This window comes from Natronomonas salina (assembly GCF_013391105.1).
GTDB classification, from domain to species: domain Archaea; phylum Halobacteriota; class Halobacteria; order Halobacteriales; family Haloarculaceae; genus Natronomonas; species Natronomonas salina.
Genome location: NZ_CP058335.1, coordinates 3,330,997 through 3,356,926, shown reverse-complemented (window position 1 = coordinate 3,356,926; position 25,930 = coordinate 3,330,997). Strand labels below are relative to the sequence as shown.

Genomic DNA, 25,930 nt, shown 5'->3' with positions numbered 1-25,930 from the left:
TAGCGGCCGGAGGTCCTACGCGCTCGACTCGTTGCCGGCCGTCCCGTCGGTCTCGTTGCCGGCGTCCGCGCCACCGTCGTCCGAATCGGCCTCGGTTTCCGTCCCCGCGTCGTCGGTATCGTCGGTGGAGTTCTCACCTTCGGAGTCGTCGGCCTCCTCGGTCCCGTCGTCCGATCCGTCTTCGCTCTCTGACTCGCCCTCGCCGGACTCGTCGCCGACCTCCTCGACCTCGACGTCCTTGCCGCGGACCCCGCTCTGGGAGATGACCGGCTTGAGGTTGTAGCTCGCCTGGTTGCCCCGCTTGACGACGTTGATGTCGAAGACGAAGTCGAGTTCCTCGCCGGCGCGGACCTCGAAGGACTTGGTCAGCTGCAGCTTCTCGCTGGGGACCTTGACCTCGACCGCCTCGCCGTCGACGATGCCCTCGACGTCGGCGACGTTGAGTTCGAGCTTCTGGTAGCTGCCCTCGGAGAGTTCGCCGTCGAAGACGGCGACCGCCTTGTCGCCGACGACCTTGGTGAGGTCGACCGTCGGGTCGTCGAGGTCGAGGACGTAGAAGCCGCGGTCCTCCCCATCGTCCTCGTCGTCTGCACCCTCCTCTTCGCCGCCTTCGCCCCCGTCGGCGCCGTCGGTCGCGGTCCCGTTCTCCGTCGCCGTCTCGTCCTCGCCCGTCTGCTGTTCGTCCTCCTCGACGGACTCGGTCATCTCCCCGGAGGTCTCGGTTGCGGTGCCGTTCTCGGCGTCCGTCTCGGTTCCGTCCTCCGTGTCAGTACCCTCCTCGGTCTCGGTGCTCTCGCCCTCGTCGCCCCCCTCGAAGACGCGGGCGCTGTCCAGCGTGACGTCCAACCGGTCGAAGTCGCCGATGTCGGCCGGCGCGTCGCTGACGAGCAGCCGGAAGCTCGCGGCGTCGCCCGCCGGTGTGTCGGTCCCGTCGGACCCGTCCGGCGAGTCGTTGCCGGAGGGGTCGTCGCTGGTGCAGCCGGCCAGCAGCGCCGCGCCGACGCCGCCCCCGACCACGATGAACTTCCGCCGGTCGATGCCCGCGATTCGCTCCTCGTCGTACAGCCGATCGTCTGTCATCATCAGATAGTAGACAACTAACTAGTCAAAAGCATGGTGGCCGTTCGAACGCTCCATCTCCGTTCACGACCGTTCGCACCGCCGGGTCGGCGTCGAGAGGAGCGAAATTACCGCGAGGCCGTACGAACGGACTCGAACGGCGACCCCGCCGGAAAGCACTTATCCCCGAACGGCCTACTCCGGGGCCCATGACGGCATCGTCGTACGACAAGTGGGTGTTCGACCTGGACGGGACGCTCATCGACGTCGAACCCGACTACGTCCACGACGTCTTCGACCGGGTGGGCGACCGGCTCGGCTACGACTTCACCGACCGGCAGGCCGAGGCGGTCTGGCACGGCCTCGGCGGCTTCCGTAACGACCAGCTCGCCGAGTGGGGCATCGACGTCGAGGCCTTCTGGGAGGTCTTCCACGAGGAGGAGAGCCCCGAGGCCCGCGCCGACGCCACGTTTCTCTACGACGACGCGGCGGCCGTCGCCGACATCGAGGCGCCGACCGTCCTCGTCACCCACTGCCAGCAGTACCTCACGGACCCGATCCTCGAGGGCCTGGACATCCGCGACTGGTTCGACGCCGTCGTCTGCTGTACGGAGGAGACCGGCTGGAAACCCGACCCCGAGCCGGTCCACATGGCACTGCAGGAAGCGGGCGCCAACGGCGGCCCAGGCGTGCTCGTCGGCGACGGCCCCCAGGACGTCGGGGCGGCGTGGAACGCCGGCCTCGACGGCGCCCACGTCGAGCGCCACGGCCACGAGCGCCGCGGCATGTGCGTCGTCGGCGACCACCGCCTCGAGCGGGTCGACGAACTCCTGCAGTAGTTTCGGAGAGACGCTTCTCGAACCAGTTCACGTCGGCGAGCGACGGGGCGGCTGAAGAGCCTGCTCTTCCGCTACAGCGGCCCGTATCCGGGCAGGTCGTCGAGGACGTCGGCGGCGTCCACGACGGCGTCCCGGAGGCGCTGGACGCCCCGCTTCTCGAGGCGGTCGTCGCTGGCGAGGACGCGGACCGGCTCGTCGCCGCAGGGGACGAAGTCCATCCCCAGCCGGTCGGCGGTCACCCGGAGCCCTAGCCCGGCGTCGGCCGACCCGGACAGGACCTTCCTGGCGGGCGACTCGTGGGCCCGCACGGCGAACTCGTAGCCGTCGACGGCCTCGACCAGCTCGTGGCGGTCGACGCCCCGGTCGTCGGCCAGTGCGGCGACGGCGTCGTCGAGGGTCGTCCGCAGGCCTGCGTCGGTCGTCCGGTTGACGAACCGGAGGTCGTCGTCGACGAGGTCTACCAGGTTCTCGACGCCCGTCGGGTTCCCGTCCGGGACGACCAGGCCCCACTCGCGGGTCCAGCCGCCGAGTTCGGTGGCGTCCCCGGGTGTCCCGTCGCCCGTGACCACCGCGACGTCGGTGACGCCGTCGCGGAGCCGCCGACGCCCCTGGCGGGTGCCGACGCCGAGGTACCGGGGCCGGGAGACGCGGTCGAGCACCCGCGAGAGCGCCGGGTCGTCCTCGCCGGCGCCGAACACGGACGGCGGGCGGACCTCGGGCGAGAACAGCTGTACCTCGACGCGCTCGCCGGCCTCGAGGTACTCGACGTCCGGCGGCACCGCGACGACGCCGTCGGCCTCCACGAGGCTCGTCGTCGCCCCGCTGCCCTTGTCGACCGGGTAGACGAGCGTGTTCCCGTCGCCGTCCGAAACGAGCCCGACCGGCATGTACCGCAGCCGACCCTCTGCGTACCGCTCCCTGACGGCCATCTCCCCCTCGACGGTCGCGGTCTCCGGTTCCGGTAGCCCCGCAGCCTCGCGGATGGCGGGCGCGACGAACGTCCGGAAGATGGTGAGCGCCGAGACGGGGTAGCCGGGGAGCCCGACGTAGGCGCTGTCCTGCAGGCGGCCGACGAGCATTGGTTTGCCCGGCTTGACGGCGACGCCGTGCAGCAGCAGTTCGCCGGCCTCCTCGACGACCCGGTAGATGACGTCCACCGCAGAGGCCGAGGTCGACCCCGAGGAGAGCACGAGGTCGCACTCCGCGGCCGCCTCCCGGAGCACCGACTCCATCGCCTCGTAGTCGTCGCCGGCGTGGGGGTACAGCCGCGCCTCGCCGCCGGCCTCCTCGACGGCGGTCGCGGTCGTGTAGCTGTTGACGTCGTAGATCTCGCCGGCGTCGCTGTCGAGGGCCTCGCCCGGTCGGACGAGTTCGTCGCCCGTCGAGATGATGCCGACCGTGGGTCGCCCGCGGACGGGCACCTCGTCGACGCCGAGCGCGGACAGCAGGCCGATCTCGCGGGGCGTGAGCACGGTGCCGGGGCCGAGCGCGCGTTCGCCCGCGGCCACGTCCGCGCCCGCGAACATCACGCGGTCGCCCGGTGCGAGCGAGGTGCGGACGAGGACCTCGTCGTCCTCCCGGTCGGTTCGCTCGACCATGACGACGGCGTCGGCGCCCGGCGGCAGGACGGCGCCCGTGGATATCTCGGCGCACTCCCCCTCGCCGACCTCGACGTCCGGTTCGGCGCCGGCGTGGACCTCGCCGACCAGTTCGAGCCGCACGGGGTCGGCCTCGTCGGCGCCGAAGGTGTCCCGCGCCGTCACGGCGTAGCCGTCGACGCTGGCGCGGTCGAACCCCGGCACGTCGAGGTCGGCGTCGACGCGCTCGGCGAGGACGCGACCCCGGGACTCGCGCAGCGGGACGGTCTCGTCGTCGGGGCGGAGGTCGAGCGAGGCGATCGCCTCGTGGGCGTCCTCTGGGTCGGCCAGGTCGCGGAACTCCTTCCTACGCATCGGCCTTCCAGCAGGAGATCCCCACCCGTCTGGACGGGCGTCGGTTCGGAGCGAGCCATCTGTACATGCCTCCCGATTGTCCCCCGGTCGGCATTACGTTTTCCGGCGACCGGCCCGGACGCTCAGCGGCCCGCGACGGCCTCGTCCGACGCCGGGTCCGGTTCGGGCTCGGGAGACGTCCCGCCATCGGACTCGTCGGGTTCGACGGGCGTGTGCCCCCGGATGAACTGCCTGGTGCGTTCCTTCTGGGGGTTCTCGAAGAAGGACTTCACGTCGCCGGTCTCGACGACCTCCCCGAGGTAGAGGAAGACCACCTCGTCGGCCAGCCGCCGGGCCTGGTCCATGCTGTGGGTGACCATCACGATCGTGTACTCCTCCTTGAGGTCCGCGAGCGTCTCCTCGACGTTCTCGGCGGAGACGGGGTCCAGCGCGGAGGTCACCTCGTCGCAGAGCAGGACCTCCGGCTCGACGGCCAGCGACCGGGCCAGGCAGAGCCGCTGGATCTGCCCCGTCGAGAGCTCGGCACCTGGGGCGTCGAGGCGGCCCTCGACCTCCTCCCAGAGGTTCACCTTCCGCAGGTACTCCTCGACGAGGTCGTCGAGTTCGTCCTCGTCCTCGTAACCGCCGTGGATCCGCAGGCCGTAGGCGACGTTCTCGTAGATCGAGACGGGTAGCGGCGTCGGCTCCTGGGGGACGTAACCGATGCGCCGGCGGATCTCCGGGGCCGGGTCGTCTGTCTGGTAGACCGACTGCCCGCCTAAGAGGACGTCGCCCGTGATCTCGACGTTCGGTTGGATGTCGTGGAGCCGGTTCAGGGCCTTCAGGAGCGTCGACTTCCCGCAGCCCGACGGTCCGATGATGGCTGTCAGGCGGTTCTCCGGGAACTCGAGGGTGACGCCCTTCACGGCGTCGACGACGCGGTTCCCGGTGTACGTTACGGCAAGGTTGTCGGTGGCGAGTGCAGTGTCTGTCATGAGTGTCGACCTCCGGGTGCGAACCGCGCGTAGCGGCCCGCCAGCAGCTTCGAGAGCAGTATCAGTCCCAGCACGACGACGATGAGGACGAACGACGCGGCGTAGGCGTGCGAGCGCACCTCCGCGTTGAACGACATCGCCTGGTCGAAGATGAGGACCGGCAGCGTCGTCGCGGGTTCGAACGGGCCGCCCGGCATCCGGGTGCTGCGGCCCGCGGTGAACAGCACCGTCGCCGCGTCGCCGATCCCGCGGGCGAAGCCCATGATGACCCCCGCGACGATCCCCGGCAGCGCCGCGCGGGCGGTCATGATGGCGCTCTCGAACCGCGTCGCACCGAGCCCGTAGGTCGCCTCGCGGACCGTCCCGGGCGCCGAGCGGAGCGCCTCGTCGGTGTACCGCGTCATGATCGGGTACTGGAAGACGGCGATGGCGACGATGCCGAAGAACAGGCTCGTCCGGGCGCCGATGGCGATGATGACCGTCAGGACGAACACGCCGTAGACGATGGGCGGCGTCCCCCAGAGCACGTTCAGGAACATGTTGACGACCTCGGAGAACCGCTCGCTGGAGTAGTCGCTCTGGAGGTACGTCGCCGTCGACACCGCGAGCACCGCCGAGACGACCGTCGCCGGCCCGACGATGAAGATGCTCCCCAGGACCGCGTGGAGGAACCCGCCCTCCGCCTCGAGCATGTACCGCGACCCCGGCGGGGTGACCACGACCGACGGGTTCGTCAGGAAGACGCGACCGCCCCGGTAGACGGTCACGGCGACGACCAGCACCATCACGGCGACGACGAGCGCGGCGGCCCCGCGGACGAGCGCCCCGACGAGTCGCTGCTTCGCGTAGCGGTCCATCAGAACTGCCACCTCCGCTGGAGCCGGCGGCGGACGAGCATCGCCCCGAAGTTGAACAGCCAGACGACCACGACCAGCATCAGCCCGACGAAGATCAGCGCCGACTGGGTCAGCGGCAGCGACATCAGCTCGCCGAAGTCGTTGACGATGAGGGTCGGCAGCGTCTGGCCCGTCGCGAACACCGAGTCGGGGACGTGGGTCTGGCCGCCGATCAGCATCGCCGGGACGATGGTCGCCCCGAAGACGCGACCGAAGCCCAGCAGGATGGCCGAGAAGATGCCCGGGCCGGCGGCCCGCAGGAGGACCGACCGGATGGTCTCCCACTTCGTCGCGCCGACGCCCAGCGAGGACTCCCGCAACTCGTCGGGGAGCGCCTCCAGGGACTCGACGGACAGCGAGATCATGAACGGCGTGACGACGATGGCCATCACGAGGCTGACGGTCAGTATCCCCAGGCCGGTGGCGTTGGCCCCGACGGCCGGCGCGAGGTAGTCACCGACGAACGGGACGACCACGACGAGCGCGACCAGCCCGAAGATGACGCTCGGGATCGCCGCCAGCACGTCGATGAACGACGAGACGAGGGCCTGCGTCCGGCCCTCCGCGTACTCGGCGATGTAGATGGCCGCGAGGATCGCGATGGGCGTCCCCATGAGCATCGACAATCCGGTGACGTATATCGTGCCGACGATGGCCGGCATGAACCCGAACTCGTTCTGGGCGGGGTCCCAGTTCGCGGAGGTGATCGCCCGGACCAGCGAGTACTCCGACAGCAGCGGGAGCGACTTGTACAGCAGCGTCAGGACGATCAGGACGAACAGCGCGACGGCGAAGTAGCCCGCGCCGCGGAGCCAGTAGCTGCTCGCCCGCTCGGCGAGCAACCGCCGTCGGAGCCGGCCGCCGCCGGACTGCGCTCCACCGGTCGAGTCAGCCATGTTCGATTACGGTCCCTCTTCGAGCTTGGTCTGGGCTTCTTCGAGGCGCTGGTCGTCCAGGGGGACGTAGCCGTTCTCCCGGACGTACTCCTGGCCGTCGGAGAGCACCCACTCGACGAAGTCCGCGGCCTCGCCCTCGAAGCCCTCGTCCGAGGCGAGGAACATCTCCCGGGCCGGCGGCGAGGGGTAGTCGCCCGCCTCGACGGCCGAGAGGAACTCGTCCCGCGTCTCGTAGAAGTCCTCCTCCTCGGAGAGTCCGTCGCCGTCCCGGTCCAGGGGGACCGGCCGGATGTTGCCCTCGAGTTCCCCGCTGGAGAGGTCGTAGACGTAGTTGATGTTGTTCATCGAGATGGCGTTCTCGTTGCTGCCGACGGCCTCGGCGACCGGCTGGTCGCCGTTGTGGTTCGCGTCGGCGAGGTCCTCGAGTTCGCTCTCGGTGTACGCGCCGTCCTCGCCGCCCAGGAAGTCGCCCCACTTCTTGTAGGCCGCGGAGGCGTCCGATCGACCGTAGACGACGATCTCCTCGTCGGCGTCGGTGCCGACGACCTCGCCCCAGGTAGTGACCTCCCGCGTGAAGATGGCCTCGAGGTCCTCGCGGGTGAGCCCCTGCGACTGGATCTCGTCGAGGACCGGGTTGTTCTCGTTGACCGTGGCGACCACGGTGTCGATCAGCATCGGGACGGCGAACAGCCCCTGGTCGTTCTCCTCCTGCTGGGGTTCCCGACCCATCATCGCGATGTCGACCTGCCCGTTCAGGACGTCCGAGACCCCGACGCCGGTGCCGCCGCCGGAGATGTCGAACGTCGTGTCGTGCTCCTCCTCGTAGAGGTCCGCCCACACCTCTACCATCGGCAGCGGCCCGACGCCGCCGGAGATCCTGACCGCATCACCGCTGTCGCCGCCGCCGGTACAGCCAGCCAGTGCAGCGACCGTCCCCGCACCAGCGAACTGAACCACAGACCGTCGTGAATACCGTCGTGTCATTGGACCTTCTCTATTCACTACCCTCTTGTATGGGCTCGTCAACCCGCAATTATTCCTCACTCATCTCGGAAAGAGCAATATTCTCCGCTTGGTGCGACAGGGGGTCTCTCCCATTCGGAACCCAGCACGCGACCGCCCCCTCTTCAGGCAGGAGACTTCGCTACCGCCCCCACTGTCGCTACGCGTCCATCCACGGCATCGGCTTTGGGTCAGGCGGCGGTTTCATCACCGACTGGTGTCGCGGAGAATCGGAGGACAGCCGAAATGTTGCCGCTACTCCTGACGGACGGCCGGAGCGCGTCTGCCACCCAGTCGCACGGTCTACTGGTTGTACTCCCAGTTCTCGACGGTCACGGTCTCGCCCTCGGGGACGCCCTCGCGCTGTTCCTCGACGACTACCCACCCGTCCGCGAGCGCGACGCTGGAGAGGACGCCCGACCCGCTCGCTCGCGTGGGCGTCGCCTCGAGACCGTCCGCCGTCTCGTCCAGTTGAACGCGGACGAACGTCTTGACGCCCGGCTCGCTCCTGATCTTCCGGGTCAGCGTGGCCTCCCGGGTCGGCAGCGGCTCGGCCGGCATCCGGCCGAGGTGCTTGATCAGCGGCCGGAGGAACTGGACGGCGTTGACGATGGCGGCGACGGGGTAGCCCGGCAGCATCACGACCGTCACGCCCTCGACGCGACCTAACGCGACCGGGTGGCCGGGCTTCAGCGCGACGCCGTGGACGAACACCTCGCCGAGGTCGTCGACCACCTCGGGTATCAGGTCGCGCTCGCCGACCGAGGAGCCCCCGGTCGTGACGACGACGTCGCGGGTGAGGTCCCGCTGGACGGCCGCCCGGAGCGCCTCGCGGTCGTCGGTGACGATGGGGCGACGCTTCACGTCGGCGCCCCAGCGCTCGGCCAGCCGGGAGACGGTGAACCGGTTCGTCTCCACCACCTCGCCGGGCTCGGGGTCCGACTGCACCAGTTCCTCGCCCGTCGGGATCACGGCGACCTCCGGCTCGGCGACGAGTTCGACGGTGTCGAGGCCCGTCCCCTTCAGCAGTCCGAGGTCCGACGGTCGGAGCCGGTGGCCCGGTTCGTAGAGCCGCTGGCCGGCCTCGACGTCCTCGCCGACCGGCGCGACGTTCTCCCCTTCGGCGACGGCGTCGAAGACCTCGAGTTCCCGTCCGACCTGATCTGTCTGCTCGACCATCACCACGGCGTCGGCGCCCTCCGGGAGTTCGCTCCCGGTGTGGACGCGGACGGCGGCCCCCGAGGCCGGCGACTCGGCGGGCCGGAGGACCGCCGGCGAGCGGTCGGAGGCGCCGAAGGTGTCCTCGGCGCGGACCGCCCACCCGTCCATCGCGGCGCGGGGGTAGTGGGGCACGTTCCGGGCGGCGTCGACTGGTTCCGCCAGCGTGCGGCCGTCGGCGGCCGACAGCGAGACCCGCTCGGCGCGCTCGATTGGCGGGACGTCGAGCAGGCGCTCGCGGGCCTCGGCCACGCGGGTCCGCTCCTTGAATCCCGACTCGCGGACGTCGTCCATACCCGCCCCTCGGGGTGCGGGGATGAAAAAGGGTCGCGCCGGGACGGCCGTCCCGGGTCAGTCGCTGGAGACGAGGACGCGGCCGTCGCGGACGACGAAGAACGCGCCGATCGAGGCCAGGGCGGTGGCCGTGCCGGCCGGCGAGTGGACCTCGACGGCCGCGCCGGTCGGCGCCGACAGCGTGTCGGTCTCGCCGCACTCGAGGGCCATCGAGTGGACGACGACGCTGTCGCCGTGGACGAGGACCCTGACGTCGGCGGCCGACCGACCCTCGTTGTGGACCGCCACCTCGACGAACTCGGCGGCGGCCGAGCGACTCGCTCCAGCCATCGTCCCTCTGTACTGACGTATCACTACTGGAACTTCGCACCGTTTCGAGCCCTGAACTGTCGACGCCCGCGGCGCCGGCTGGCCGCCACCGGGGCCTTTAACGAGCCCGCGACACTATCTCCGGGCATGCAACTGCGCGAGGCGCTGGGGGAACTGCCCGAGACGGTGTTCGCCGACCTGCTGGAGAGCGACGACGCCTACCTCCTCGTCATCGACCTGCCCGGCGCGACCGCCGACACGGTCGACGTCACCCTCGACGACGGGCGGCTCCGCATCGAGGCCCGCCGGGAGAAGGCGTTCCCGACGGAGTTCCAGTACGTCTCGGAGGAGCGCGCGCTGTTCCTCGACGCCGAGCTGCCGCTGCCCCCGGACGCGACCGGCGCGGACGCCGACGGCCACATCGAGAAGGGCGTCCTCACCCTCGAGCTGCCGAAGTCGGACGACGACGGCGGGCAACGCATCCCCGTCTCGTGACGGGGGGCCCGACCGATGACTGACAAGTCCCTCCTCCCGGGTTCGCCGCGCGGGGTCGCCGACGGTGACGACGACGACGGAGAGGTGTCGCCGCGGTGACGCTCCGCGCGTACCGCCGCTTCTTCGTCGTCGCCTACCAGTTCCTGCCGCTGCTGTTCGCCTACGCGCGGGACCGCAACCGGTTCCTGCTGTTCGGCCCGAGCCGGACGGTCACCTCCGAGACCCGCCGGGAGCGCGCCCGGTCGCTGCTCGACTCGATGCTCCGGCTGGGGCCGACGTTCATCAAGCTGGGCCAGCTGCTGTCGACCCGCCCCGACGTCCTCCCGCCGGAGTACATCGACGAGTTCGAGCGCCTGCAGGACGACGTCCCGCCGGCGCCGTGGGAGGAGGCGAAGCAGGTTCTCGAGGGCGACCTCGGCCCCGTCGAGGCGACGTTCGACGACTTCGAGCCGACGGCCATCAGCGGCGCCAGCCTCGGGCAGGTGTACGTCGCGGAGTACGAGGGTCGGCAGGTCGCCGTGAAGATCCGGCGGCCGGGCATCGAGGCGCTCGTCGAGGCCGACCTCCGGGTGATCCGGTGGTCGCTGCCGCTGCTGATGCGGTTCGTCGACGAGACCCGGTCGTTCTCCCTGGAGACGCTCGCCGACGAGTTCGACCGCGTCATCCGCCAGGAGATGGACTACGAGCGAGAGCGCCGGATGCTCGAAGAGATCGGCGAGAACCTCGCCGACGAACCCCGGGTCCGGGTGCCGAACGCGGTCCCGGAGCTGTCGACGCGGCGCGTGCTGACGATGGAGTACGTCCGGGGGACGAAGATCTCGGAACTGACGGACCTGGACGCTCTCGGGGTCGACCGTACCGCCCTCGCCCGGACCCTACAGGAGGCGTACCTCCAGATGATAATCGAGGACGGCGTCTTCCACGCCGACCCCCACCCCGGCAACCTCGCGGTGCAGGACGACGGCACCATCGTCTTCTACGACTTCGGGATGTCGGGCCGCGTGGACCCGTTCATCCAGGAGAAGATCGTCGAGTTCTACATGGCCATCGCCCGCCAGGACACCGACGAGATCCTCGATACGCTCGTCGAGATGGGGACGCTGTCGCCGCAGGCCGACCGCGAGGTGATGTCGAACGTGATGGAGCTGGCCATCGCCGACGCCCGCGGCGAGGACATCGAGCAGTACCGCGTCCAGCAGATCATCCAGCAGGTCGAGGACACCATCTACGAGTTCCCGCTGCGGCTGCCGCCGAACCTCGCGCTCGTCCTCCGGGTGGCGACGGTCGTCGAGGGCGTCTGCGTGACGCTCGACCCCGAATTCGACTTCATCGAGGTGGCGACCGACTACCTCCGCCAGCAGGGGTTCATCGAGGAGAGCGCCCGCGGCTACGTCGAGGACCGCGCCGAGGAGGTCCGCGACCTCGGGGAGTCGCTGGTCCGTGTCCCGCCGAAACTGGAGGACACCCTCGACCGGGTCAACCGCGGCGACCTCACCGTCGAGGTCGCACTCTCCGACGAGGAACGCACCCTCCAGCAGCAAACGAAGCGGCTCGTCCTCGGGGCGCTGCTGGCCTCGACCATCGTCTCCTCGGCGGTGCTGTACGCCTTCGCGACCCTGGAGGCCTCGCTCGTGACGGTCGCGTTCTCGACGGTGCTGGCGTTCCTGCTGTGGCGAGCGTTCAAGGAGCGCCGCGGCATCCGCACCCAGCCGCAGTTCACCCGGCAGAACCTCCGGGAGCGCCGCGAGGAGTGACCGCTGGGTGCGGCACGTGACCGTTGCGCCTGGCTGGCGACCGTCACCGTCGACGCCGTGACGGCGCGCTTTTGAGGGACGCCCCCGACCGCCACGTATGGAGATTGCCCCCTTCGACCTCGAACGCTGGTTCGCCGAGGTCGAACCCGACGCCGATATCATGCTCGCGGAGAGCGGCGTCCGGCCCCTCCCCGCCGACCGCTTCGACACCGACCCCGGCGAACTGGGCTACGTGATCCCGACGGCCGGCGACCCCGAGTTCCGCGCCGACGTCGGCGCCCTCCACGACCGCACCGCCGACGAGACGCTGTTCACCTGCGGGACCCAGGAGGCCAACCTCCTGGCGTTCCTCGCGCTCGCCGACGCCCACGCCGTCGTCGTCACGCCGACGTACGGCTCCCTGACCGCGCTCCCGGACGCCGTCGGCGAGGTGACCGAGGTCCCGCTCGAGGAGCCGGAGTGGACGCTCGACCCCGACACCGTCGCCGAGGCCGTCCGACCGGAGACCGACCTCGTCGTCGTCAACAATCCGAACAACCCGACCGGACGCGCCCACGACGAGGCGACGATGCGTGCCGTCTACGACGTCTGCGAGGACAACGGCACCTACCTGCTCTGCGACGAGGTGTACCGGATGCTCGCGGCGGACCCGACGCCGCCGGTCGCCAGCTTCGGCCGCTACGGCGTCTCGACCGGGGGGTTCTCCAAGGCCTTCGGCCTCGCCGGCCTGCGATTCGGCTGGCTCTGCGGGTCGGCCGCGGTCGTCGCCGCCGCGGAGAACTGGAAGGACTACACCACCATCTCGCCGCCGAAGTTCGGCCAGCACGTCGCCCGGCAGGCCTTCGAGCGCCGTGAGGAACTGCTCGCGGAGAACCGCGAACTCGCGGCGGAACACCGCTCCGTCGTCGTCGACTTCCTCGAGGAGCGCGACCTGTCGTGGTCGGATCCCGACTGCGGCGTCAACGCTTTCGTCGAGGTGCCGGAGGGCTTCGCCGGCGGACGGTCGTTCTGCCGCAGCCTCGTCGAGGAGGCGTCGGTCGTGCTCGCGCCGGGCGAGGCGTTCGGACGGCCGGAGTACTTCAGGATCGGCTACGGATTGCACCGAGAGGAACTGGAGGAGGGGCTGTCGCGAGTTGGGTCGTTCCTGGACCGGCACGCCTGAGTCCGCCGACGTCGTGCGCCGAACGACATTTGGGTTCGGCGGTCGAATGAGGACCGTGCAACTCGACGCGGTCCTGTTCGACCTCGACGACACGCTCTGCCGGTACCGCCGGTCGGGGTCGGAGCTGCTCGAGGCGGCGTTCGAGGCGACCGGCGTGGAGCCGTTCATCACCCGCGAGGAGTACCACGCCCGGTACCCCGAGTTCGTCGGCGACAGCGACTCGATGGCGGACCTCCGTGAGCGGTGCTTCGCGGCCATCGCCGAGTCGAAGGGTCGGGACCCCGCGGTGGGTCGTCGGGTGGCGCGGGCGTACGCCGCCGAGCGCGACCACGGCGACGTCGAACCGTTACCGGGCGTCGAGGCGGCCGTCGACGCGGTCTCGGAGCTCCCGCTCGGGCTCGTGACGAACGGCTCGCCGGAGATGCAGGCGCCGAAGCTCGAGGCGCTCGGACTGGCCGACGCGTTCGACGTGGTGGTCCACGCCGGCTACGACGCGGCAGCGAAGCCGGACCCCGAGCCGTTCGAGGTGGCCCTGTCGGCGCTGGACGCCCGGCCGGACCGGACGGTCCACGTCGGCAACTCGCTGGAGTCGGACGTCGCTGGCGCCCGTGCAGCGGGTGTACAATCGGTGTGGCTCTCGGAGGACGACCAACCCGCGGAGCCGGAGCCCGACCACCGGGTCCCGACACTCGAGGCGTTCCCGTCGATCGTAGAACGTCGGTGAGGGGCCGTCTCGAAAGTCTTCACGGGACGACCCTTACTCGTCGGCGAACGGGGCCCCGGAGCGGAGTGTCACGCCCGCCTCCGCGCTCGTTGTGCCGCCGGCCACCGTCGCGCCCTCGGCGTTCGCGGACACGGTCACTGAGGCGTCACCCGCCGACGCGCTCGCGGCCGCCGCGTCGGAGCCGCCGCCGAAGTCCTCCTCCATCTCCTCTTCTGTTTCGTCGACGACGATGTCGACGAAGGAGTTGTTCTCGCTGGTGTCGTACGGGAAGTCGTCGTTCGACCAGAACGGCTCGTGGTCTGACTCCTCCTGGTCGGGGTCGGCACAGGTGTCGCAGGCCGCCGCGGCGCCGGTGCCGGCGATCAGGAGCGCGATACTGACGGTGACCAGCAGCAGGAGCCGCCGGCCGGTTCGACTGGTGAACATCTGTGTTCGGGACCCGCAGGGGTTATCAAAAGTCGCCCGGCCGGTGTCACGAGCCGTTCACGCCTACGTTTCGCGGTATCAAAACGGGAAAGAACTCGCCGCGGGATTACTCCTCGTCGACGATGTCGGTGACGGTCCCGACGCCCTTGGAACTGCCCTCGCGGAAGACGAACCGCTGGCCCTCCTCGACCATGTAGGGGTGGAACTTGAACCGGACGCTGGCGGTGCCGGTGTCGCCGGGCAGGAGCTGGCCGCCCTCCGGGTGGATGGACGCCGTCTCGCTGATCGTCTCGAGGTGGACGACCGGCTCGTAGCCGTCGTCGATCCGGGTCGGGTGGTTCAGCACCATCACCTCGGCCTCGAACTCCCGGACGGCCGTCGGGTCCGCCTCGCGGGGGAGCAGCACCATCCCGCGGTCGAGGTCGGCCTCGCCGATGCCCTTCAGGGCGATGCCGACGATGCGGCCGGCGGAGGCCTCGTCGACGCGGTGGTAGTGCATCTCGATGGAGCGGACCTCGACCTCGCGGAACGAGCCGTCGGCCAGCGGCCCGACGAGCAGTTCGTCGCCGGCCTCGACGGTGCCGGAGCGGACCGTCCCCGAGGCGACGGCGCCGACGCCGGTCACGTTGTAGGTGCGGTCGATGTACATCGAGAACGCCCCTTCCGTGGCGCTCGTCTTCGGCAGGTGCTCGAACAGTTCGTCGAGGGCGTCCAGGCCCTCCTTCGTCACCGCGCTAGTCGTCAGCACCGGGACGACCTGCTCGTTGATCTCGTCGAGGGCCGTCTCGACGCCGTGGCGCTCGACGAGCAGCGGCGTCCGGTCGGCGTTCCGGAGCAGCCGCTCGACCTCGCGTTCGACCTCGCGGACGCGCTCGTCGCTCACCACGTCGGCCTTCGTGATGGCGACGATGGTGGGGAGCTCCGTCGCGAGCAGGATGCCGAGGTGCTCGCGGGTGGTCTTCGTCGGGCCGTCGTCGGCCGCCACCACCAGCAGCCCGTAGTCGAGCTTCTGGCCGACGAGCCCGCGGATGGTCGTCCGGAGCCACGGCTCGTGGCCGACGGTGTCGACGAAGGAGACCAGGCGGTCGGACTCCTCGACGACGCGGGCGCGGTCGGACTTCCGGTGGGGGTTGTCCATCCGGACCGGCCCCTCCTCGTCGAAGCCGTAGACGCCGTAGGAGAGGTCGGCCGAGAGCCCCCGCTCCATCTCGTGGGGCTGGACGTCCAGGAAGCTCCGGGTGCCGCCCTGGCCGTCGTCGGGGTCGCCGGTGACGAGCGAGCCGACGAGCGTCGACTTCCCGTGGTCGACGTGGCCGGCGGTGCCGACGACGATGTGGTCGTCGTCGACGTCGAGGACGGCGCCCTCCTGCAGCGTCGCGACGCCGACGAGGCCGTCACCGTCGCCGACGCCCCAGGTCTCGACGTCGTCGATGTGGGCGCCGGCCTCCTCGGCGAGCAGGGAGAGGACGTCCATCGACTCGGAGAAGGCGTCCGGCGAGATGCCGGCGATGCCGCCGTCGTCGGTGACGCCCACGACGTACGTCGCCTCGCCGTCGCCGGAGAGGATGCGGTGGCGCAACTGCGCCGCGAGCGATTCGAGCCGCCCGTCGGCGAGGTGGACGCCCCGGGTGAGGCGTTCCTTGAATTCGACGTTCCCACCCTCCCGTTCGCCCCGTTCGAGGGCCCGCCGAAGCGCGGCCCGGTCGGCGCTCATGTTGCGTGCGCATTGCAACCACACCGAGTTAAGGGTTCCGCGGGGTTCCGGCAGAATCCGCCGTCTCCGGGTGTGGCGCGGGCAGCGACGCCGTCGCGGGGCTGCTCGATCCCCGCCCCGGCGCCGGAACGGAGGCCCGACGGCCGCGGGAATCGAGACCTGACTCGAGTCCCGGGTTCATGCCGGTTCGGCCCGGTCTCTCCCCATGACCTGTTCGATCCGCCAGCCAGCACCCTGTGGAGGTGGGTACGGCTCCGGACGATGACGGCGCAAGCCTCCCCAGGGTGGGCGAAGTACGTCCCGCACGCCCTCGTCGCGTTCGGTGCGGTCTCGTTCCTCGCCGACGTCGCCGTGGAGACCTGGTTCTACGGGCCGGCGGGGCTCCTGACGCCGACGAGCATCGCGTTCAACGCCATGGCACTGGTGTTCACCGGCGGCATCACCGCCGCCGGTGTCTGGCTCGGCCGGAGCGGAGTCGAGGTCGCCCGGTACCCGCGGGTCGCCAAGTGGACGGTCGGCTTCTCACTCGTGTTCCTCGCCATCAACCTGTTCGTCATATCGCAGTTCCCCGACGGTACCCTCTTCGGGAACCTCTCGTGGGCGCTGTGGGCCGTCTACGTCGGCGGTCTGGGCGGTGTCATCGTCGGGACCTTCGAGGCGCGGGCGATCCACCGCGCCGTCGAGGCCGAACGGAAGGCCCTCGAGACCGAGCACCTGGAGACCCAGCGACAGTGGCTCGACTACCTGAACAGCCTCCTCAGACACGAGGTGCTGAACAACGCGAGCATCATCCAGGGGTACGCCTCGCTGCTCGAGGAGGAGGACCTCCCGTCGCCGGCCCGCGAGTACGTCGAGACCATCGACCGACAGAGTCGCGACATGACCGACGTCATCGGCGACGTCCGCGTGCTCGTCCGGGCCGTCGAGCACTCGGTCGAACTGCAGTCGGTCGACGTCGTCGACGTCATCGCCGACGAACTCGAGGACCTCCGTGCCACCCACGCCGACGTGGAGTGGGAGCTCTCGACCGACGACGACCCGTACGTCCTCGCCGACGACCTGCTGCCACGCATCTTCTCGAACCTGCTGTCGAACGCCGTCGAGCACAACCCCGACGAGTCGCCCCGGGTCGCCGTGGACGTGGAGACGAGAGCCGAGTCCGTCCGCGTCGAGATCGCCGACGACGGACCCGGCGTCGCCGACGAGGACCGGGAGACGCTCTTCGAGCGCGGCCAGGAGAATCACGGACTCGGCCTCTACCTCGTCCACGTGCTCGCGGACCGCTACGGCGGCCGGGTCGAACTCGTCGAGACGGGGCCTGACGGGTCGGTGTTCGCGATCGAACTGCCGCGGGGCGACCCGCCGGCGGACGAGGGCGCTACGCCGGAGGGTGCGTCGTCGGACGCCGGTCCCGACGGGCTCGAACAGGTCGAGCCGGCCCCCTGACCGTCGCTACTCGTCGCGGACCCGGTCGAGCGCCTCCAGAAAGCCGTCGGCGAACGACGCGTCGGTGACGACGTCGGCCGCGTCCGTCGCCTTTTCGTCGGCGTTGGCGACCGCGTAGGACCGGCCCGCGACGCCGAACACCTCGGCGTCGTTCTCCGAGTCGCCGACGGCGACGAACTCCCCCGGGTCGCGGTCGAGCAGCCGGGCGGCGGTCTTCAGTCCCTCCCCTTTGTCGACCGCCGTCGACTTGACGTGGTAGGCGTAGCCCGTATCGACGACGCCCAGTCCGTGCTCGTCGGCGATGCGCTCCAGCGGTTCGAGCGGCTGCTCGCGGGAGACGGCGAGTTCGGTCTCGCGCCAGCGGTTCACCATGTCGACGGCGCCCCAGCCGAGGTCGTACCCCGCCTCGCGGTACGCGGCGGCGACCGCCTCGGCACCCTCCCGGTCCCCGTTGTGGACGATCTTCTCGGCGTCCTCGACGTAGACCACGCCGCCGTTCTCCGCGACGACGTTCTGGGTGATGCCGAGGAACTCGCAGAGTCCGACGGGGTACGGGAACGACTTCCCGGTCGCGACGACGACCGGCGCGTTCCAGTCCCGCAGCGGGTCGAACACGCGGGGGTCGACGGACTTGTCCGGCCGGGTCAACGTGCCGTCGATGTCGACGGCCAGCGGCGGCTCCATACCGGCGCGTCGCCCGCCGCAGGTATCAAGCCCCGTCCCGTCGTACGGCGGCGCATGCCAGTGACGCACGCGGTCGGCGACGTCCACACCGTCGACCCGCACCTGCTGGGGACGCCCGGCGCCCTCTCGCTGTACGTCGTCGACGCCCCCGAGCCCGCCGTCGTCGATACGGGCGCGGCCGACTCCGTTCCGCACATCCTCGACGCCCTCGACGAGCTCGGTATCGACCCCGGAGCCGTCGCCCACGTCCTCGTCACGCACGTCCACCTCGACCACGCCGGCGGCGCCGGCCTGCTCGCCGACGAACTCCCGAACGCCACCTTCCACGTCCACGAGCGCGGCCTGCCCTACGTCACCGACGCCGAGAAGCTCGCCCGGCTCAAGGAGAGCGTCGACCGGGCGATGGGGACGGAGAACGCCTACGGCGAGCCGGAACTGCTGGACGCGTCGCGCTGCCGGTCGGTCGCCGGCGGCGAAACCGTCGACCTCGGCGACCGCGAACTCGACTTGATCGACGCGCCGGGGCACGCGCCGCACCACTACGCGGCCTTCGACCCCGCGACCGAGGGGCTGTTCTCCATCGACGCCGCCGGGATGCACCTCGCCGGCGAGATGCGGCCCACCACGCCCCCGCCGGGGTTCGACCTGGAGACCAACCTCGAGACGGTCGACCGCCTGCGCGCGTACGACCCCGAGAAGAACTTCTACGGGCACTACGGCCCGGGCGGCGACGACGCCGTCCGGGAACTCGACCGCTACGAGCGGATGCTCCCCGACTGGGTCGAGGTCGTCGAGGCGAAGCGCCGCGAGCACGGCGACGACGTCGGAGCCATCGTCGGTTCCCTCGGCGCCGAGTGGCAGAGCCCGACCGTCGAGCGTGACGTTGCCGGGGTGCTTCGGTACCTGGACGAGCGCTGAGCGGTCCCGTCGGAGGGGCAGCCGGCGTCCACCGACTGCGGAGGGGTGTTTTTATCCCGGTCGCTCGCAACCACCGGGTATGGACCGCGACGAGTTCGCCGCGCGTATCGACCACACCGTCCTCGGGCCGGAGACGACGTGGCCCGACGTGGAGGCGGTGCTCGATGCGGCCGCCGACCACGGGATGAACGCCTGCATCCCGCCGGCGTACGTGGCCCAGGCGGCCGAGTACGCCCCCGACGTGACGCTCGTCACCGTCTGCGGGTTCCCGCACGGCCAGGAGACGCCCGAGACCAAGGAGTTCGAGGCCGAGCGGGCCTGGAAGGACGGCGCCGACGAGATCGACGTCGTCGTCAACGTCGGCCGACTGCACGCCGGCGACGACGAGGCCGTCGCCGAGGAACTCGAGCGCGTCGTGGCGGCCGTCCCGGTGCCAGTCAAGGTCATCGTCGAGGCGCCGCTGCTCGCCGAGGACGAACTGCGGACCGCCTGCACGCTCGCCGAGGAGGCCGGCGCCGAATTCGTGAAGACCGCGACCGGCTTCTCCGTCGGCGGCGCGACCGTCGACGACGTCCGCGTGATGGCCGAGTACCTCCCCGTGAAGGCCAGCGGCGGCGTCGGGAGCTTCGCGGACGCGGTCGCGATGCTGGAGGCCGGCGCCGAGCGCATCGGCGCCTCCTCGGGCGTCGAGCTCGTCGAGGGCTACGACGAGAGCGCGTTCTGACTACTCGAGGGCGTAGAGCGTCGCACCGTTCTCGTCGGCGGCGGTGGCGAACACCGCGCCGTCGGCGACGGAGACGCCCTCGAACACCTCGCCGTCGACGCCGTGGCGCCACCGCTCGTAGCCGACGCGGTGATCGCCGACGCCGATGCCGCCGTCCATCGCGAAGGCAGCGACGAAACCCTCGCCGCCGGTGTAGACGGTGTCGCCGGCGCCGGCTGGCCGCGCCCGGAGACCGTCGTCCACCGTCCAGTGTCGCTCACCCGTTCGGGTGCTGATGGACGCGAGACCGTGGCCGACGGCGTAGGTGTTCCCCGCGGCGACGAATCCATAGAATCCGGTGTCGCGGCTCCAGCGTGAGGCCCCCGCCTCGCTGTCGTCCCGTCGCTCGACGGGGCCACCGAATACCGAGACCACGATGTCGCTACCGTTCAGCTGTGCGATCTGTTCGACGGTGCCGTCGAGTTGTCGACGCCAGCGCCCCCGGGGGTCGTCGTAGTTGTAGAAGCAGTATAGCTCGCCACCTTCGGTACCGGCGTAGATGGAGTCTCCCCACGAGGTGAGCGCCGACACCGAACTGAACGTCCGGCGGCTCCAGAGTTTCTCTCCCTCCACGTCGACGCCTGCGAGTCTGCCGTGGGTGCCGACGGCCAGCCGTTCGCGCCGGTGGTCGACGACCGGTGCGGTCGAGGGGGTCCGCTGGAGTTCGGCGTGCCAGAGACGGCTTCCGTCCTCGACGTCGACCGCGAGCACGCCGTGCGGGAAGGCGACGCCGAGATAGGCGGTCCCGTCCACGACCGTCGGGGACGTCCTGACCTCGACGTCGTCCATGTCGAGCCGCCAGACCTCCTCGCCGGACTCGAGGTCGTAGGCGTACAGGCCACCGAGGGTGAACAGGAGGACCCGGCCGTCGGCGACGACGGGCCGACCCACCGGGGAGCTGGTCTCGGCGGTCCACCGCTCGCTCGGCTCCTCTCTGGGCGCGGCGGCGTCCTTCAGATAGCAGTCGTACCGGTCGGTTCCGCCGGGCTGGGGCCACTCTGTGTCGGCGTCGGTGCCGGGCGACACGTCTGCTGCGGGGTCCTGATTCAGGCAGCCCGCGAGGCCGGCACCGGCGAGTGTCCCGGCGCCCGCGAGGACCGATCGTCTGGAGGGCATCTCCGTTCCGTATCACCGGGGGTGGCAAGTATCTTCGGGGGAGCGGAAACGTCGGCCTTTTGAGCGCCGGCCCGTAACTCGCGACAACGACGATGGCCACGTACCACATCGAGACGTACGGCTGTACGTCCAACCGGGGTGAGAGCAGGCAGATCGAGCGACAACTCCGCGACGCGGGTCACTACCGCGTCGACGGCCCCGACGAGGCCGACGTGGCCATCCTCAACACCTGCACGGTCGTCGAGAAGACCGAGCGGAACATGCTCCGCCGGGCGGAGGAACTGCAGGACGAGACGGCTGACGTCCTCGTCACCGGCTGCATGGCGCTCGCGCAGGGCGAGGAGTTCGACGGGCTGGACGTCCAGGTGCTCCACTGGGACGACGTCCCGGAGGCCGTCACCAACGGCGAGTGCCCGACGACGACGCCGGACGCCGAGCCGATCCTCGACGGCGTCGTCGGCATCCTCCCCATCGCCCGGGGCTGCATGAGCAACTGCTCGTACTGCATCACGAAGTTCGCCACCGGGCGCGTCGACTCCCCGCCGGTCGAGGAGAACGTCGAGAAGGCGCGAGCGCTCGTCCACGCCGGCGCCAAGGAGCTCCGCATCACCGGCCAGGACACCGGCGTCTACGGCTGGGACGAGGGCGAACGGAAGCTCCCGGAGCTCCTCGACCGCATCTGCGACATCGAGGGGGACTTCCGGGTCCGGCTGGGGATGGCCAACCCCGGCGGGGTCCACGGCATCCACGATGAGCTCGCCGACGTCTACGCCGAGAACGAGAAGCTCTACAACTTCATCCACGCCCCCGTCCAGTCCGGCAGCGACGACGTCCTCGAGGACATGCGCCGCCAGCACCGCGTCGAGAAGTTCCGCGAGATCGTCGACGCCTTCGACGACCGCCTGGACCACTGGACGCTGTCGACAGACTTCATCGTCGGCTTCCCGACCGAAGACGAGAGCGACCACGAGCTGTCGATGGAACTGCTCGCCGACGTCCGTCCGGAGAAGATCAACATCACGCGGTTCTCGAAGCGGCCGGGTACCGACGCCGCCGACATGAAGGGCCTCGGTGGGACGATCAAGAAGGAGCGCTCGAAGGCGATGACCGACCTGAAGATGGACGTCTGCCGGGAGGCCCACGAGTCGATGGTCGGCGAGACCCACGAGGTGCTCGTCGTCGAGGAGGGCACCGGCGACTCGGTGAAGTGCCGCGACGAGGCCTACCGGCAGGTCATCGTCACCGACGCCGACGAGAAGGACGTCGCGGTCGGCGACTTCCTCGAGGTGGAGATCACGGCCAACGAGACGGTCTACTGCTTCGGCGAGCCGGTCTGAGAGTCCGACTACTCATTCCTCGTCGGCGTCCTTCCACTCCCCGATCCCCTCGGGGTCGAGGTGCAGGTGGACGTCGCCGACGTCGTCCATCTCCCGCAGCGCGTCCATGAGCTCCGTCTCTATGTCGTGGGCCTCCACGAGCGTCATCTCGCCGTCGACCTCGACGTGCGCCTCGACCTCCAGTCGCGTCCCGTCGTAGAAGACGACGACATCGTGGACGCCGCGAACCGCCGGATGCGAGCGGAGCGACTCGGTCACGCGCCGGCGTTCGGCCTCCGAGGGCGCGGCGCCGACGAGGTAGGTGACGTTCTCCCGGCCGATCTCGACGCCCTGGTAGACGACGAGGACGCTGACGACGCCGCCGGCGACGGCGTCCAGCACCGGGTAGCCGAGGAAGACGCCGACGACGCCGACGAGCGCCGCGACGGTGGTGTAGATGTCGTTGAGGCAGTCGACGGCGAGGGCGTCCAGCGCCGACGAGCCCACCGTCTCGTTGACGCGCATCGTGTACCAGTAGAGCACGTACATGTCGGCCATCGCGAAGAGCAGCGCGGCGACCAGGTAAGGACTGAACTCGACGCCCGGGCCCTCGACGAAGCTCCGGGCGGAGTCGTAGAAGAGGTTGAGGCCGAGCAGGACGATGACGGTGCCGACGAACAGCGCCGCGAGCGGTTCGACGCGCTGGTGGCCGTGCGGGTGGCGCTCGTCGGGGTCGGCGTAGACGCTGCGGCCCCAGACCAGCACGACGACGCTGGCGACGAGGTCCGCGACGGAGTGGGCGGCGTCGGCCACGAGCGCGACGGAGCCGAACGTCAGCCCGGCGGCGGCCTCGACGACGATCTTGACGGCGTTGCCGAGGACGTTGACGACGCTGGCGCGGGTGAACCCCCGCCTTGCGGTGTCGGACTCCAGGCCGGCCTCGGCGACCGCCGTGTCGCTCATCACTCACCATTCCGGGACCGCCAGCATAAGCGGTGGGATTAGAGCGGCCGAAGAAAACCCGTCGGGACGACTAGAACTCGATGCGGACCGCCCCGCTGTCGGCGACGCGGGCGCCCTCCTGCTCGGCGAACGCCTCGCGGAGCTGCTCGTAGGTCTCGTCGACGGCCTGGACGATGACCTTCGTGTCGGCGGTAACGGGCATGAAGTTGGTGTCGCCGGCCCACCGCGGGACGACGTGGGTGTGGAGGTGGTCGTCGATGGAGCCGCCGGAGGCGTCCCCGAGGTTGAGCCCGGTGTTGACGCCCGCCGGGCCGAACCCGTCGTCGAGCGCCCGGATGGTCCGCTGCTTGAGCCGGGCGTGGTCGAGCAGCGTCTCGTCGTCCAGGGCGGTGTACTCGCCGGTGTGGGCGCGCGGGATGACCATCGCGTGCCCCGGGTTGTACGGGTAGTTGTTCAGGAGGACGTAGGCACGGTCGGTCTCGGCGACGACGCGAGCCTCGCTGGCGTCCTCACGCTCGGGGAGCACGCAGAACGGGCAGCCGTCGATGCCCTCGTCGTCGTCGCGTTCCACCCACTCGATGCGCCACGGCGCGAACAGCTGGTCCATGGGCGCTCTCGGAGCGGCCCGCTGTTAACGCTGTCCGAACCACCGACCCTCTTTTAAATTTTGTGGCCGTTCAGTAGATAGTTCACGAGCTATCGACTCCGCAGAACCGCCCCTGAATCGTATCGAACGTTCTGCGTCCGTTATTCGCCACACACCGATCGGACCGTTCACGCCCTGAACTGGCGGCAACCGAGTGTTGTTTTTATGCAATTATCCGGGCAACGCAGGAGTGACCATGGCGACCAGAATCGACGACGAGGGGATGGCCGAAGAGTGCGCCGAGTGCGGCCGAGAGACGCCCCACGAGGTCAGCATCGAACTCCTCACGGAGAGCCGGAAGAAGGAGAACGCCGAGTTCTCCCGCGAACCCTACCGCGTCGCGACCTGCCGGGTCTGCGGGAGCGAGGAGTCCGTCCGGATGAACAACGCCTGAACGCGGCTGCTTCTGTCCCACGTCTCCGACGGCGACCGGCTGACCGCGGCGTGATACCGCCGGACAACGAGCCGGACGCAACTCGTGAGCTCGTTCGATATCGGCTCTCGGAGCAGAGCGTATCGAAGAACTGTCGTCTCTGCAGTCCGGCCGACCGTTCAGTTGCGCGTCGTCACTTCGCAGCCGTCCTCGGTGACGATGACGGTGTGCTCCTTCTGGCTGACGAGGGAGCCCTCCTCCTCCTTGAGGACGGGGTAGCCGTGGACGACGCTCTGCTGGGAGAGGCGCCGCAGCGCCATCTCCGCTCGCCCGGTGTCCAGCCAGCGGCGCGCGAAGGGCAGCGTCTTGAACTCCTCGACGATCTGCTCGAGGGCCTGCCGGGCCTGGCGGTTGCGGACGCTGGCCTCCCGCTCGAGGGCGTAGATCTCCTCGCTGGAGCCCTCGTTGACCTTGCCGCCGCCGTCGGTGGCGAACGGCTCGATGGCGACGACGTCGCCGACCTCGAGTTCGACACCCTGGGCGACGCCGCGGTTCGGGATGTTCGGGTCGGTGTGCTGGTCCCAGTGGCCGAGGCCGTGCCCCGAGAGGTTGACGACCGGGTTGTAGCCGTAGCCGTCGATGACGTCCTCGATCTCGGCGCCGATCTCCCCGGTCTCGACGCCGGGTTCGACGACCTCGAGGGCGGCGTCGAGGGCCTCCTCGGAGGCCTCTGCCAGCTCCGGGTGCCCCGAGAGGTCGACCGTGACGGCGGTGTCGGCGAGCCAGCCGTCGACGTGGACCCCGATGTCGAGGTTGATCATCTCCTCGCCGAAGGTGGCGTCGTCGCCGGGCTCCGGCGTCCGGTGGGCCGCCTCCTCGTCGATGCTGATGTTGACCGGGAAGGCCGGTTCGCCGCCGAGCTCGCGGATGCGGTCCTCGGCGAACTCGGCGACCTCAAGGTGCTCGACGCCGACCTCGACGCGGTCGGCCGCCTCCTCGCGGACCTGCGCGAGGATCTCGCCAGCCTCGCGGTGTTTCTCGTAGGACTCGTCGCTGAGGTCGACGCTCATGGCCGCGGCTTGGTGCGGTCCGATAAAAGGGGTTGCGTTCGCCGTCGTCGGGGCAATCGCAACGCTTTCGAGCCTCGCCGTCGCGGGATGGGGTAGTGGTACTCCCCAGCGACTTCGGGCTGCCCCCGACGCAGTACCTGATCGGCCTGCTCGGCGCCGCCGCGATAGTCGGCGTCCTCCTCTACCGGGTCCGGCCGCCGGTGACCGAGGGTACCGTCACCGCCCTCGCGCCGTGGATGGCCGCCGGTGGGGGTCTGTATGCCCTCTACCAGGTCGGCGGCGTCCCGGACGCGGCAGCGCCGCTGTTCGGGTCCCCCGCGGTGTACGTCACCGTCGGCGTCCTCGCCGGCGCGGTCTGGCTCGGTGTCGCCGACCGGTCGGGCGACGAGTGGACCCCTGATTCCGCACCGGGGGTGCTCGCCGTCGTCGGCACCACCCTCCTCGCGGTCGTTTTCCTCGCGGCCTACGCGGCAGCTGAGTCGCCCGACCTCGGCGTCTCGGGACTCATTCTCGTCGCGTCGGCCCTCGCCGCCGGCGCGGTCTGGGCGGGTCTCCGGCGGGTCCGCGACGTCGCCGCGATCGGGACCGTCGGCGTCCTGACCGTCTTCGGCCACGCCCTTGACGGCGTCTCGACGGCGGTCGGCTACGACCACCTCGGCTTCGGCGAGCAGACGCCCCTCTCACGTATCGTCCTGCACGCCGGCGAGGCGCTCCCGACCGCCGAGTTCGTCGGGTCGGGCTGGCTGTTCGTCGTCGTGAAGCTCGCACTCGCCGCCGTCGTCGTCGCGCTGTTCGAGTCCTACGTCCGCGAGGAGCCGGGCGAGGGCTACCTCCTGCTCGGGCTCGTCGTCGCGGTCGGCCTCGGGCCGGGCGCGCACAACGTCGTCCTCTTCGCCATCTCCTGACGCTTAAGCCCCCCGG

Annotated in this window: 26 protein-coding genes; 11 read left to right on the top strand and 15 right to left on the bottom strand. The window is 70.2% G+C overall.

Features of this window, described 5'->3' with window-relative positions; genetic code table 11:
• Positions 1-15: 15 nt before the first annotated feature.
• Positions 16-1,083, bottom strand: coding sequence for a DUF4382 domain-containing protein (locus HWV07_RS17390; protein ID WP_178335538.1), 1,068 nt, complete (start codon positions 1,081-1,083; stop codon positions 16-18).
• 185 nt (positions 1,084-1,268) lie between these two features.
• Between HWV07_RS17390 and HWV07_RS17385 the strand changes: the two genes are divergently transcribed.
• On the top strand, positions 1,269-1,898 hold the full coding sequence (locus HWV07_RS17385) for an HAD family hydrolase (protein ID WP_178335537.1): 630 nt from the start codon (positions 1,269-1,271) through the stop codon (positions 1,896-1,898).
• Positions 1,899-1,969: 71 nt separating this feature from the next.
• On the opposite strand, the gene HWV07_RS17380 is transcribed toward HWV07_RS17385, so the two are convergent.
• The 7 genes from HWV07_RS17380 to HWV07_RS17350 form a co-directional block, all read right to left on the bottom strand.
• Complete coding sequence (locus HWV07_RS17380) at positions 1,970-3,850, bottom strand: molybdopterin biosynthesis protein (RefSeq protein ID WP_178335536.1); 1,881 nt, start codon at positions 3,848-3,850, stop codon at positions 1,970-1,972.
• A 122-nt stretch (positions 3,851-3,972) separates the two neighbouring features.
• The gene (locus tag HWV07_RS17375; RefSeq protein WP_178335535.1) at positions 3,973-4,824 is read right to left on the bottom strand and encodes a phosphate ABC transporter ATP-binding protein; all 852 of its coding nucleotides are present in this window, start codon (positions 4,822-4,824) and stop codon (positions 3,973-3,975) included.
• Positions 4,821-5,681, bottom strand: a complete 861-nt coding sequence (locus HWV07_RS17370; protein ID WP_178335534.1) for a PstA family ABC transporter permease — start codon at positions 5,679-5,681, stop codon at positions 4,821-4,823. Before HWV07_RS17370 ends, HWV07_RS17375 begins: the two co-directional genes overlap by 4 nt.
• Positions 5,681-6,616, bottom strand: a complete 936-nt coding sequence (gene pstC / locus HWV07_RS17365; RefSeq protein ID WP_178335533.1) for a phosphate ABC transporter permease subunit PstC — start codon at positions 6,614-6,616, stop codon at positions 5,681-5,683. Before pstC ends, HWV07_RS17370 begins: the two co-directional genes overlap by 1 nt.
• Before the next feature lie 6 nt (positions 6,617-6,622).
• Positions 6,623-7,600: a PstS family phosphate ABC transporter substrate-binding protein gene (locus HWV07_RS17360; protein ID WP_178335532.1), complete on the bottom strand. Its 978-nt coding sequence runs from the start codon at positions 7,598-7,600 to the stop codon at positions 6,623-6,625.
• 321 nt (positions 7,601-7,921) lie between these two features.
• A complete protein-coding gene (locus HWV07_RS17355; RefSeq protein ID WP_178335531.1) occupies positions 7,922-9,130 on the bottom strand; it encodes a molybdopterin molybdotransferase MoeA in 1,209 nt (402 codons plus the stop codon).
• A 57-nt stretch (positions 9,131-9,187) separates the two neighbouring features.
• Complete coding sequence (locus HWV07_RS17350; RefSeq protein ID WP_178335530.1) at positions 9,188-9,460, bottom strand: hypothetical protein; 273 nt, start codon at positions 9,458-9,460, stop codon at positions 9,188-9,190.
• 126 nt (positions 9,461-9,586) lie between these two features.
• Between HWV07_RS17350 and HWV07_RS17345 the strand changes: the two genes are divergently transcribed.
• The 4 genes from HWV07_RS17345 (at position 9,587) to HWV07_RS17330 (ending at position 13,574) form a co-directional block, all read left to right on the top strand.
• Positions 9,587-9,934 (top strand): Hsp20/alpha crystallin family protein, encoded by a 348-nt coding sequence (locus HWV07_RS17345; RefSeq protein ID WP_178335529.1) that lies wholly within the window; start codon positions 9,587-9,589, stop codon positions 9,932-9,934.
• A 95-nt stretch (positions 9,935-10,029) separates the two neighbouring features.
• The gene (locus HWV07_RS17340) at positions 10,030-11,688 is read left to right on the top strand and encodes an ABC1 kinase family protein (RefSeq protein ID WP_178335528.1); all 1,659 of its coding nucleotides are present in this window, start codon (positions 10,030-10,032) and stop codon (positions 11,686-11,688) included.
• A 97-nt stretch (positions 11,689-11,785) separates the two neighbouring features.
• On the top strand, positions 11,786-12,850 hold the full coding sequence (locus HWV07_RS17335) for an aminotransferase class I/II-fold pyridoxal phosphate-dependent enzyme (protein WP_178335527.1): 1,065 nt from the start codon (positions 11,786-11,788) through the stop codon (positions 12,848-12,850).
• 46 nt (positions 12,851-12,896) lie between these two features.
• Positions 12,897-13,574 (top strand): HAD family hydrolase, encoded by a 678-nt coding sequence (locus tag HWV07_RS17330; protein ID WP_178335526.1) that lies wholly within the window; start codon positions 12,897-12,899, stop codon positions 13,572-13,574.
• Between the two features lie 33 nt (positions 13,575-13,607).
• On the opposite strand, the gene HWV07_RS17325 is transcribed toward HWV07_RS17330, so the two are convergent.
• Positions 13,608-14,000: a hypothetical protein gene (locus tag HWV07_RS17325; protein WP_178335525.1), complete on the bottom strand. Its 393-nt coding sequence runs from the start codon at positions 13,998-14,000 to the stop codon at positions 13,608-13,610.
• Positions 14,001-14,106: 106 nt separating this feature from the next.
• Complete coding sequence (locus tag HWV07_RS17320; RefSeq protein WP_178335524.1) at positions 14,107-15,714, bottom strand: GTPBP1 family GTP-binding protein; 1,608 nt, start codon at positions 15,712-15,714, stop codon at positions 14,107-14,109.
• 261 nt (positions 15,715-15,975) lie between these two features.
• Here HWV07_RS17320 and HWV07_RS17315 point away from each other — a divergent pair, with 261 nt between their 5' ends.
• Positions 15,976-17,160, top strand: a complete 1,185-nt coding sequence (locus HWV07_RS17315; protein ID WP_178335523.1) for a sensor histidine kinase — start codon at positions 15,976-15,978, stop codon at positions 17,158-17,160.
• 6 nt (positions 17,161-17,166) lie between these two features.
• Here the strand turns inward: HWV07_RS17315 and HWV07_RS17310 are convergent, their stop codons facing one another.
• Complete coding sequence (locus HWV07_RS17310) at positions 17,167-17,844, bottom strand: phosphoglycolate phosphatase (protein WP_178335522.1); 678 nt, start codon at positions 17,842-17,844, stop codon at positions 17,167-17,169.
• 54 nt (positions 17,845-17,898) lie between these two features.
• On the opposite strand from HWV07_RS17310, the gene HWV07_RS17305 reads away from it, so the two are divergent.
• Positions 17,899-18,762, top strand: coding sequence for an MBL fold metallo-hydrolase (locus tag HWV07_RS17305; protein WP_178335521.1), 864 nt, complete (start codon positions 17,899-17,901; stop codon positions 18,760-18,762).
• Positions 18,763-18,841: 79 nt separating this feature from the next.
• Complete coding sequence (gene deoC, locus HWV07_RS17300; protein WP_178335520.1) at positions 18,842-19,486, top strand: deoxyribose-phosphate aldolase; 645 nt, start codon at positions 18,842-18,844, stop codon at positions 19,484-19,486.
• Here the strand turns inward: deoC and HWV07_RS17295 are convergent, their stop codons facing one another.
• Complete coding sequence (locus HWV07_RS17295) at positions 19,487-20,641, bottom strand: outer membrane protein assembly factor BamB family protein (protein WP_178335519.1); 1,155 nt, start codon at positions 20,639-20,641, stop codon at positions 19,487-19,489.
• A 92-nt stretch (positions 20,642-20,733) separates the two neighbouring features.
• Between HWV07_RS17295 and HWV07_RS17290 the strand changes: the two genes are divergently transcribed.
• A complete protein-coding gene (locus HWV07_RS17290; RefSeq protein WP_178335518.1) occupies positions 20,734-21,978 on the top strand; it encodes a tRNA (N(6)-L-threonylcarbamoyladenosine(37)-C(2))-methylthiotransferase in 1,245 nt (414 codons plus the stop codon).
• Positions 21,979-21,990: 12 nt separating this feature from the next.
• Here the strand turns inward: HWV07_RS17290 and HWV07_RS17285 are convergent, their stop codons facing one another.
• Together HWV07_RS17285 and HWV07_RS17280 are read right to left on the bottom strand one after the other, a co-directional pair.
• Positions 21,991-22,920: a cation diffusion facilitator family transporter gene (locus HWV07_RS17285; RefSeq protein ID WP_178335517.1), complete on the bottom strand. Its 930-nt coding sequence runs from the start codon at positions 22,918-22,920 to the stop codon at positions 21,991-21,993.
• Positions 22,921-22,990: 70 nt separating this feature from the next.
• A complete protein-coding gene (locus HWV07_RS17280) occupies positions 22,991-23,527 on the bottom strand; it encodes an HIT family protein (protein ID WP_178335516.1) in 537 nt (178 codons plus the stop codon).
• A gap of 235 nt (positions 23,528-23,762) precedes the next feature.
• Here HWV07_RS17280 and HWV07_RS17275 point away from each other — a divergent pair, with 235 nt between their 5' ends.
• Positions 23,763-23,960, top strand: a complete 198-nt coding sequence (locus tag HWV07_RS17275) for a DUF7835 family putative zinc beta-ribbon protein (RefSeq protein ID WP_178335515.1) — start codon at positions 23,763-23,765, stop codon at positions 23,958-23,960.
• A 158-nt stretch (positions 23,961-24,118) separates the two neighbouring features.
• Here HWV07_RS17275 and map read toward each other — a convergent pair whose 3' ends face one another.
• Positions 24,119-25,009, bottom strand: coding sequence for a type II methionyl aminopeptidase (gene map / locus HWV07_RS17270; RefSeq protein ID WP_178335514.1), 891 nt, complete (start codon positions 25,007-25,009; stop codon positions 24,119-24,121).
• 95 nt (positions 25,010-25,104) lie between these two features.
• Between map and HWV07_RS17265 the strand changes: the two genes are divergently transcribed.
• On the top strand, positions 25,105-25,914 hold the full coding sequence (locus HWV07_RS17265) for a DUF63 family protein (RefSeq protein ID WP_211694163.1): 810 nt from the start codon (positions 25,105-25,107) through the stop codon (positions 25,912-25,914).
• The last annotated feature ends 16 nt before the right edge of the window (positions 25,915-25,930 follow it).